The organism is Nocardioides ginsengisoli (assembly GCF_039537225.1).
Classification (GTDB): Bacteria; Actinomycetota; Actinomycetes; order Propionibacteriales; family Nocardioidaceae; genus Nocardioides; species Nocardioides ginsengisoli.
Genome location: NZ_BAABAC010000029.1, coordinates 1 through 7,323, shown reverse-complemented (window position 1 = coordinate 7,323; position 7,323 = coordinate 1). Strand labels below are relative to the sequence as shown.

Annotated in this window: 10 protein-coding genes; 1 reads left to right on the top strand and 9 read right to left on the bottom strand. The window is 73.1% G+C overall.

Features of this window, described 5'->3' with window-relative positions; genetic code table 11:
* Positions 1–242, bottom strand: a 242-nt coding sequence (locus AB4880_RS16695; RefSeq protein WP_367920351.1) for a hypothetical protein, incomplete at its 3' end; no start/stop codon positions are given.
* A 131-nt stretch (positions 243–373) separates the two neighbouring features.
* Positions 374–1,177 (bottom strand): SDR family NAD(P)-dependent oxidoreductase, encoded by an 804-nt coding sequence (locus AB4880_RS16690; RefSeq protein WP_367920350.1) that lies wholly within the window; start codon positions 1,175–1,177, stop codon positions 374–376.
* 53 nt (positions 1,178–1,230) lie between these two features.
* Between AB4880_RS16690 and AB4880_RS16685 the strand changes: the two genes are divergently transcribed.
* Entirely contained in the window at positions 1,231–1,860 is a 630-nt protein-coding gene (locus tag AB4880_RS16685; RefSeq protein ID WP_367920349.1) for a TetR/AcrR family transcriptional regulator, read from the top strand.
* On the opposite strand, the gene AB4880_RS16680 is transcribed toward AB4880_RS16685, so the two are convergent.
* The 7 genes from AB4880_RS16680 to AB4880_RS16650 form a co-directional block, all read right to left on the bottom strand.
* Entirely contained in the window at positions 1,857–2,762 is a 906-nt protein-coding gene (locus AB4880_RS16680; protein ID WP_367920348.1) for an NAD-dependent epimerase/dehydratase family protein, read from the bottom strand. The two genes, AB4880_RS16685 and AB4880_RS16680, sit on opposite strands and share 4 nt — an antisense overlap.
* Before the next feature lie 160 nt (positions 2,763–2,922).
* On the bottom strand, positions 2,923–3,759 hold the full coding sequence (locus AB4880_RS16675) for a DUF4097 family beta strand repeat-containing protein (RefSeq protein WP_367920347.1): 837 nt from the start codon (positions 3,757–3,759) through the stop codon (positions 2,923–2,925).
* Positions 3,760–3,801: 42 nt separating this feature from the next.
* Complete coding sequence (locus AB4880_RS16670) at positions 3,802–4,338, bottom strand: toxin-antitoxin system HicB family antitoxin (RefSeq protein WP_367920346.1); 537 nt, start codon at positions 4,336–4,338, stop codon at positions 3,802–3,804.
* A gap of 60 nt (positions 4,339–4,398) precedes the next feature.
* Complete coding sequence (locus tag AB4880_RS16665) at positions 4,399–5,079, bottom strand: hypothetical protein (RefSeq protein ID WP_367920345.1); 681 nt, start codon at positions 5,077–5,079, stop codon at positions 4,399–4,401.
* The gene (locus AB4880_RS16660) at positions 5,069–5,317 is read right to left on the bottom strand and encodes a sigma factor-like helix-turn-helix DNA-binding protein (protein ID WP_367920344.1); all 249 of its coding nucleotides are present in this window, start codon (positions 5,315–5,317) and stop codon (positions 5,069–5,071) included. The genes AB4880_RS16665 and AB4880_RS16660 overlap by 11 nt, the downstream gene beginning before the upstream one ends.
* Before the next feature lie 61 nt (positions 5,318–5,378).
* On the bottom strand, positions 5,379–7,013 hold the full coding sequence (locus AB4880_RS16655; RefSeq protein WP_367920343.1) for an AMP-binding protein: 1,635 nt from the start codon (positions 7,011–7,013) through the stop codon (positions 5,379–5,381).
* Positions 7,014–7,094: 81 nt separating this feature from the next.
* Positions 7,095–7,323 (bottom strand): hypothetical protein (locus AB4880_RS16650; protein ID WP_367920342.1); only part of this gene is annotated, 229 nt, incomplete at its 5' end.

Sequence of the window (7,323 nt, the reverse complement as noted above, 5' to 3'; positions counted from 1 at the left end):
GGCGTCGGCGCGGCCGCGCGGGCCCGCGTGCGGTCGACGGCCGGTGCGGGGCGCTGCGCGGGGGCGTGACGGGCGGCGCCGGCCTTCGTCGTACCGGCGGGGTGATCGGCGGGGTGGTCGGCGGGGTGGTCGGCAGGGTGGTCGGTGGCGAGCGCGTCGGCCGCGGCCGGGAGCACGAAGGCGGCGGTCACGGCGGCGGCGACGAGCGCGGCGGTCCGACGTCGCGTGGACAGGTCGATCATGGTGAGCCCTCCCTGAGTACTCACCGGTAACGAGCCGACCGTGCCCCCGGTCACGCTCGCCCCTGGGGAGTCGTGTGCCTGAGAACCTGTCTCCACGGGTTCTCAGGCACATGACTCCGGCGCAGCCGGCGTCAGGGCTGGTCGGGCATGTTGGTCCAGCCCTTGCCGTCGTGGCGGCGGAACCAGCCCGACGCGGCGAGCGTCCCACCGTCGACCGGCACGGTGTGGCCGGTGACGAAGCGGGCGGCGTCACTGGTCAGGAAGTCGACGACCCCCGCGTGATCCTCCGCCTCCGCGAACCGGCCGAGCGGCAGCCACAGCGGCACCAGCTCCTCCGAGCGGCCCCGGAGCATCGCGGCCCGCGAGGTCTGGGCGGTGTCGGTGAGGTCCGGTGCGATCGCGTTGACCCGCACGCCGAGGGGGCCGAGCTCGACGGCCATCGACTTGGTGAAGGCGGAGACGCCCGCCTTGAACGCCGAGTACGGCGCGCTGGCCGGGATGCCGCGGTAGGCCTCGACGGTCGACACGTTGACGATCGACGATCCGGCGACCAGGTGCGGGAGCACGGCGTACGTCATCGCGAAGACGTGGCGCAGGTTGACCTCGTAGAGGCGCTGCCACTGCTCGGGGGTGCTGTGCGCGAAGTCGCGCGAGGCCGGCCGGAAGTCGCCGACGTTGTTGACCAGGACGTCGATGGCGCCGCGCAGCCCGGCCGCCGTCCCCACGATCGCGGCGACGGTCTCGTCGCTCGTCACGTCGCCCGGGACGACGGTGCACGCGCCGCCGTCGGCGCGGATCTCCTTCGCCGTCGTCTCCGCGGCATCGGCGTCGATGTCGTTGAGGACGACATGGTCGCCGCGCACCGCCAGCGCGCGCGAGATCGCGCCGCCGATCCCACCGGCGCCACCGGTCACGACGCTGACGCGCTCATCCACAGGCTGCTCCATCACTTCTCCGCTCCTCGCTGGGTCTCTGGCAGGATCGCGCCGTGCCTCGCTCGTCCGACTCCTCGTCGCCCGCCTCCGGGCGACGGCTGCGCGTGCGCGAGGACCCGGCCGTGCGTCGCCAGGCGATCCTCGACGGCTCGGCGCGGCTGTTCGCGACCCGCGGCTTCGCCGACACGACGGTGCGCCACATCGCCGACGAGGTGGAGGTCCAGGCGGCGAGCCTCTACCACTACTTCTCCTCGAAGGACGCGATCCTCGAGGCGGTCCTGCGCGCCTTCCTCGTCGACCTCGAGGCGGCCACTGAGGCGGTCGTCGCGGCCGACGTCTCGCCGCGGCAGAAGGTCGGCGACCTGGTCCGCCACGGGTTCGCGCTGATCAGCGAGCGGCCCTTCTGGGTGCTCACCTACCAGAACGAGTTCCTCCGGCTCGACGGCCAGCCGGGCTTCGAGTTCGTCGGCGAGATGAGCGCGCGGATCGAGGCGGCGTGGGTGCGGGCGCTCACCGAGAGCGCGGCCGCGGACGACTTCGCGGTCGACGTACCGGTCGACGTGCGCTACCGGCTGATCCGCGACGCGACCTGGACGGCCGTGCGCTGGTACCGCGCCGGCGAGCCGTACGACGCCGCCACGCTCGCCGAGCAGTACCTCGCCGTGTTCTACGGCAGCCACTAGCTCAGCGCGTCGACCGCGGCGACCATCGAGCGCAGCGTCGCCGGCACGTCGCCGCGCGGGTAGCCGAGCAGCGCGACCTCGGCGGCGTCCGGCTCGTACGACAGCGTCGTCCCCTTGCCGGCGACGAGGAAGTCGTTGGGCAAGAAGGCGTGGTCGTCGTCGCAGACGGCGACCGTGCGATCAGAGCCGGCGGCGTCGAAGAGCTCCTGGAAGTACTGCTGGAAGGTGAGGTTGGCGTCGCCGATGAGGTACGCCCGGCCCGCCTCGCCGTCGGTCAGTGCGCCGGCGACGGCGGCCGCGACGGCGCCGACGGCCATGTAGTTGGTGCCGCCGAAGGGCGCACAGGCGGGGACCTGGTCCATCTCGCCGCGCGCCCAGCGGACCATCTTCGCGAACCCGCGCAGCGGCCGGCCCGGGATGACGCCGACGACATTGGGCGGGTTGACCGCGCAGACGTCGAAGCCCGGCGCAGCGAGGGCCAGCACGCTCACCTCGGCGACCGCACGGGCCCGGACATAGGCATTGGTCTCGGCGAGCTCGGGGATCACCTGGTGGTAGTAGCTGCCGACCAGGACCGCCCGTCGTACGCCGGCCTCGCGCGCCTCGGCGAAGAACGCCGGCAGGCTCGCGGACTGCACGTCCTGCCAGGTCTCCTCCGACGCGTGCGGGCCGACGTGGCGGATGTCCTGGGCGGCGGAGAAGACGAGGCCGTCGATGCCGCGCAGGCGCTCGCCCCAGCCGGGCTGGGTGTAGTCGCCCTCGATCCAGTCGTACGCCGAGCCGGGCGCGCCGGCCTCGGGACGGTTGCGCCCCGCGACCACGACCTCGTGCCCGCGCCGGGCGAGCTCGTCGGCCACCGTCGACCCGATCAGTCCGGTTCCACCGACCACCAGGACCCGCATGTCACTCTCCTCGCCTACCGAACGCTTGTTAGATAAGCCGGAGTGTAGGCCAGCGTGCGCGGCGGTTCAATACGGACTTCCTGACGGAAACTGGCGCTTCCTGACGGTTGCAACCGTCAGGAAGCGCAGGAATCCCCGCTGAAGCGGGGATTCCCACACCTCACGCCGGCATCAGCGCGATGTCACCCGACACGGTCGTCGCCCGCAGCTCGAGGTGGTCGGCGCCCGGCTCCGGCTGGCCGACGGGCGGCAGCGTCGAGCGCACCCGACCGGACACGGTCGTCAGGTCGGTCCATACCGGCGTGCCGACGGGGACGCCGACGCGGACCTGCGTCGAGGCGCCCTTGACCTGGATCCGCCCGCGGCGCGCCGTACGGACGACGACATCGCCGGACCCGGTCTTGCTGGTGACGTCGGCCGTGCTCTCACCGACCTCGAGGTCGCCGGAGCCGGTCTTCACCACGACGGTGCCGAGCGCCTGGCCGAGGCAGACGTCGCCGGAGCCCGTGGAGACGGAGGCGGTGCCGGCGACCCGGCCGAGGTCGACCGCGCCGGAGCCGGTGCGGACGCGGACGTCGCCGTCGACCTCCGCGACACCGATGTCGCCGGAGCCGGTGTCGACGACGACGTCGGTCACCTGGTCGACGCTCACGGTGCCCGAGCTGGACTTCACACGGGCACTGCGCAGCCGGCCGCTCGCGGTGACGTCGGCGCTGGCACTGCGGGCGACGAGGTCGCTGGCCAGGGGGACGTCGATCTCGATGTCGAGGTCGTCGCCGTTGCCGAAGAGGCCGCCGCGCGGCTTGGGCGCGATGACGTCGACGCGGGCTCCGTTGTGCTCGACGCGGACGTCGCTCGCCCGCGCCCCGCCGAGCGTCACCTCGGTGGTGGCCCGGTCGGTGGCGCGGACGACGATCCGGCCGCGGCCGTTCTCGACGTGCAGCTTGACGGCGTGGGGGGTCTCGAAGACCTGGCGAAGGGGTTCGGGCTGGGACATGGCGGGCTCCTTGGGGGTGAGCGGGATCGGGGGGACGGCCGGTCAGAGCCAGCCGGTCACCCGGCGGTCGCCGGGCGTCGTGCCGAACGGGAACGAGGCGCCGAGCCGCCGGCTCGAGAGGTCGACGTCGACATGGACGGCGCGCTCGTCGGTCGCGCCGCGGATCAGGTTGACCAGCCAGGTGTTGAGCGACTGCCCGGCCTGGGCGGCGGCCTCGTCGGCGCGCGCCTTGAGCGACTCGGGCAGCCGCAGGCTCACCCGCGCCAGCCCCTCGTCGTCGGACACGGGCGAGAACGGGGCCGACGGCGGCGCGGGCGGCGCCACCGGCTCCTGCTCGACCCCGACGTCGACGACGAAGCCGAGGTCGCGCCCCTCCAGTCGTACGTCGACGCCGCCCGCCGGCATCGCCGCCGTGATCTCGGCCGCCGCCTGCGAGATGGCCTCCATCACGGCCAGCCGGACCGCCGGGTCGAGCGCATAGCCGAGCCGCTCGGCCACCTCGCCGGCCTGCGGGCCGGCGCTGTCGGCGGCCGCCTGGAGGTCGCGACGGAGACTGTCGACGTACGGCGTGATGTCCATGTGCATCACTATGACATCACTATGACGTCATCGCAACGCCCATGTGACGTCATCGAGGCATCAGCCGCCGGCGAGCCCCCGGGCGAGGTTGACGGCGTAGATCTCACCGCGGTGGTCGATCCACAGCTCCACCACCCATCCGGCGCAGCCGCCACCCGGGGCCTCGAGGCGCACGATGTCGGCGCCGGCTCCGGCGTACCGGACCGGGAGCGCGCCGTCGGCGCACGGCGGCCGGCCGGCCGCGATCCGGGGGCGGCCGGGCTCGCGGAGGACGACGGCGACCGGGTCGAGACCGCAGTCCGGGAACCCCAGCCCCGAGCACCCCGCCCACGAGGCACGCTCCCCCGGCCGGTCGTTCCACCGCGGCGCGCCGAAGTGGTCGGCGCCGGCGAGCATGTTCCGCACCCGCGCCGCGAAGCGCGGCGCCGCTCCCCTGCCGCGAGCCCAGGCGATGAAGGTCTCCGCAGCCGTGGCGCGCGCCGGGTCGAGCGCGGGCGCGGTCGGCACTCGCGGCGCCGGCGACGGGACGGCGTCCGGAACGGCACGGTCGACGCCCAGCCGGCCGATCGCGACGACCAGCACCGCGATCACGACGACCGCCGCGGCGAGCATGACGGGCCGGCGGCGAGATCGCGGCGCGGGCAGCGGTGGGCGCTCGGCGACCTCGACCGTCGCGGCGGCACCGGCGAGCAGGACCCGCGCCCGCTCCTCGCCGACCCGGTCGGCGATCTCATCGGACATCGGGCGCCTCCACCAGTGGAGCGAGCGCGGACAGCGCCCGGGACGTACGCGACTTCACCGTCCCGGGCGCGATGCCCAGGACCGCGGCCGTGTCGCGCTCGGACAGGTCGGCGAAGTAGTAGCACCGCAGCAGCGCGCTCTGGACGACGTCCTCCGCGTCGGCGGCAGGGACGCCGAGCAGCACGGCCGTCCGCACCAGCCGCGGCCGGCGCGCGGCGACGTACGCGCTGAAGTCCATCCGAGCTCCTCCTCGGGTCACCCAGTGTGACCGGCGAGGAGCCCCGAACGGTTCCGAACCCTCAACCCAGGCCGAGGATCTCCGTCGACCGCTCCCGCATCTCCACCTTGCGGATCTTGCCGGTGACGGTCATCGGGAAGTCGTCGACGAGCAGCACGTAGCGCGGGATCTTGTAGTGCGCGAGCTTGCCGGTCGCGAACGCCTTGACCGCCTCGGCGTCGAGCGGCTGGGCGCCGGCGCGGAGCCGGATCCAGGCGCACAGCTCCTCGCCGTAGCGCTCGTCGGGGACGCCGACGACCTGGACGTCCTCGACGTCCGGGTGCGTGTAGAGGAACTCCTCGATCTCGCGCGGGTAGATGTTCTCGCCGCCGCGGATGACCATGTCCTTGATCCGGCCGACGATATTGGCGTAGCCGTCCTCCCGCATGACGGCGAGGTCGCCGGTGTGCATCCAGCCGTCGGCGTCGATCGCCTCGGCGGTCTTGTCGGGGTCGTTCCAGTAGCCGAGCATCACCGAGTAGCCGCGGGTGCAGAACTCTCCCGGCTCGCCGCGCGGGACGGTCTCGCCGGTGACCGGGTCGACGATCTTGATCTCGACGTGCGGGGCCGCACGGCCGATGGTCGACGTACGGCGGTCGAGGTCGTCGTCGGCGCGGGTCTGGGTCGACACCGGCGACGTCTCGGTCATGCCGTAGGCGATCGACACCTCCGCCATGTGCATGTCGTTGATGCACCGCTTCATCACCTCGACCGGGCAGATCGAGCCGGCCATGATGCCGGTGCGCAGGCTGCTCAGGTCGTAGTCGGCGAAGTCGGGGACGTTCTGCATGGCGATGAACATGGTCGGCACGCCGTAGACGCCCGTGCACCGCTCGTCCTGGACGGTGCGCAGCGTGATCGACGGGTCGAAGCCGGGTGCCGGGATGACCATCGTCGCGCCGTGGGTGACGCAGCCGAGGTTGGCCATCACCATGCCGAAGCAGTGGTAGAAGGGCACCGGGATGCAGAGCCGGTCCTGCTCGGAGAACCCGATCAGCTCGGTGACGAAGAACCCGTTGTTGAGGATGTTGCGGTGGCTGAGCGTGGCGCCCTTCGGGAAGCCGGTGGTGCCGCTCGTGTACTGGATGTTGATCGGGTCGTCGGGCCGCAGCTGCGCCTGCCGCTCGGTGAGGACGTCGGCGGGCAGGTCGCGCCCGGCGTCGACGAGCGCCTGCCAGTCGGCGGAGTCGACGTACAGCGTCCGCTCGAGGCCGGGCACCTCGCCCGACGCCGTCACCTCCTCGACCATGCCCTGGTAGTCGCTGGTCTTGAAGCCGGTCGCGGCCAGGAGCAGCCGGAGACCGGACTGGTTGACGGCGTAGGCGAACTCGTGGGTGCGGTACGACGGGTTCACGTTGACCAGCACCGCGCCCGCCTTGGCCGCCGCGAACTGCACGATCGTCCACTCGGCACAGTTGGGCGCCCACATGCCGACCCGGTCGCCCGCGGCGATGCCCAGCCCGATCAGGCCGCGCGCCGCCTCGTCGACCGCGGCGTCGAACTCGCGCCAGGTCCAGCGCCGACCGCTCGCCACCTCGACCAGCGCCTCGCGGTCGGGCCAGCGCGCCACGGTCCGCTCGAGGTTGGCCCCGATCGTCTCGTCCAGGAGGGGCGTGGTCGTCTCGCCGGCGGCGTACGACAGCTGAATGTCGCTCATAGATCCAGGGTGACGCAAAGAGTGACCCCGCTCACACCCTCGAAGGAAGGTAGAGCGGGGCCACTCGGTGCCGCTGTCTGCTCAGAGGTCGAACAGGGACCCTGCCGCGTTGATGTCGGCGTCGGTGCGGGGCTGGTTGGCCGCGCCGGACGACGTGGGCGCCGCCGGCGTGGCCGGCTCCGGCTCGGGCTCCGGCTCGGGCTCGGCGGCCGCGGCCTCGGCGGCCGCGGGCTCTTCGGCGACCTCGGGCTCCGGCTCGGGCTCGGGCTCGGGCTCGGGCTCGGGAAGGACCTCCGGCTCGGGCTCCTCC